The 1326-nt window shown below is 32.4% G+C and carries 1 protein-coding gene; it reads right to left on the reverse strand.

The features are described from left to right. Positions 1-66 precede the first annotated feature (66 nt). A complete protein-coding gene (gene xerA, locus ACIEHO_RS16495) occupies positions 67-1197 on the reverse strand; it encodes a site-specific tyrosine recombinase/integron integrase (protein ID WP_406973756.1) in 1131 nt (376 codons plus the stop codon). Positions 1198-1326 lie beyond the last annotated feature (129 nt).

Here is a 1326-nt window from a genome sequence, read left to right on the forward strand (position 1 = left end):
AACATGTGTATAAACACACTGGTGTGTTTATTTTTATTATATATACACCCAAATATACATAAATACTTACAGGTCTAACGGATTTTTTATAGAACTGAAGCTGTTTTTTGCAACGTGAGTATATATCTCAGTGGTTTTCGTGGAGTTATGGCCCAATAAAAGCTGGATATATCTAATGTCCGTTGCGGCCTCTAAAAGGTGCGTGGCAAAACTGTGCCGAAGTATGTGGGCAGTAACAGGTATTTTTACACCGGCCTTTTTAGCGGTATTAGAGACAACTTTTCCAACACTGTTCGCACTATATTGCTCTTTATTTTGTCCTTCAAATAAATAGTTGGATGGCCTGTAACTTTTATAATATAATCTTAAATCTTTAAGTGCATTTTCAGATAAAATAGTGTACCTGTCTTTATTGCCTTTAGCATCCCTGACCTTGATTAGCATGCGGTTACTTTCAATGTCAGTTAGTTTCAAGTTCAAAAGTTCAGACCTTCTAAGCCCTGCGGAATACAGTAGCGATATAATACATTTATGCTTCAGGTTATTAGCATGTGATATTATTGATAAAACTTCTTTTTTTGATAGTACAGTAGGTAGTTTTTTTGATTTTCTGGGGCGTTCAATGCTATAAAACCTATTAGGGAGTCCCAAGACGGTTTCATAGTAAAATTTAATGCTGTTAATTGCTTGGTTTATGTAGCTTTTTGATCGGTTGGTTTGAATTAAAAATTCTAAATAATTTCTAATATCATTTTCATCCAGAGTATTAATATCCTGCTCTCTGTAGTAATTTATAAAACTTTCAAAGCACGATACATAGGTTTTTACGGTATTGTTGGCATATTTTTTAAGTTTCAATTTTTGTAGGTAAGTTTTTGGGCAAAATTTATGGTCAGGTTGGCGTTTTCTTTCGTAAACCCATCTAGCATCAAAGGTTTCGTTAAGCTCCTTTGCTCTGTTTTTTTCAAAAAAGTATTTGGTGTCAATCCAGGCCACACCTTTAAATAGCTTAAAAACTGCGTCAAGATTAGCCTTTGTATTGCGAATGTAAAACATTGTAAACTCTTCACTCCATTTAACATCATTGAGTTCTTTAACCAATATTTGTAAGGTTGAATTGGCATAAAACTTAAGCCCAATTTGGGGTGTATCATCAATTAAAAGGTGTTTTAAGGTAATGTGAAGCTTTAAAGGCATGACTTTTTTGTACAATTTACCTGTAAATAATTAAATAGTAATATATTAAACGAATAGTATTCGTGTAACATTCGATTAAATTTATAAAATGAAAAAAAATGCTTGTAAATTTTGTGGTAAGACATTGAC

Origin of the sequence: Flavisericum labens (genome assembly GCF_045446075.1) — a bacterium.
Lineage (GTDB): Bacteria > Bacteroidota > Bacteroidia > Flavobacteriales > Flavobacteriaceae > Flavisericum > Flavisericum labens.

Coding starts and splice junctions, on each gene's coding strand:
- xerA (WP_406973756.1), bottom strand. CDS start 1,197: ATGCCTTTAAAGCTTCACATTACCTTAAAACACCTTTTAATTGATGAT.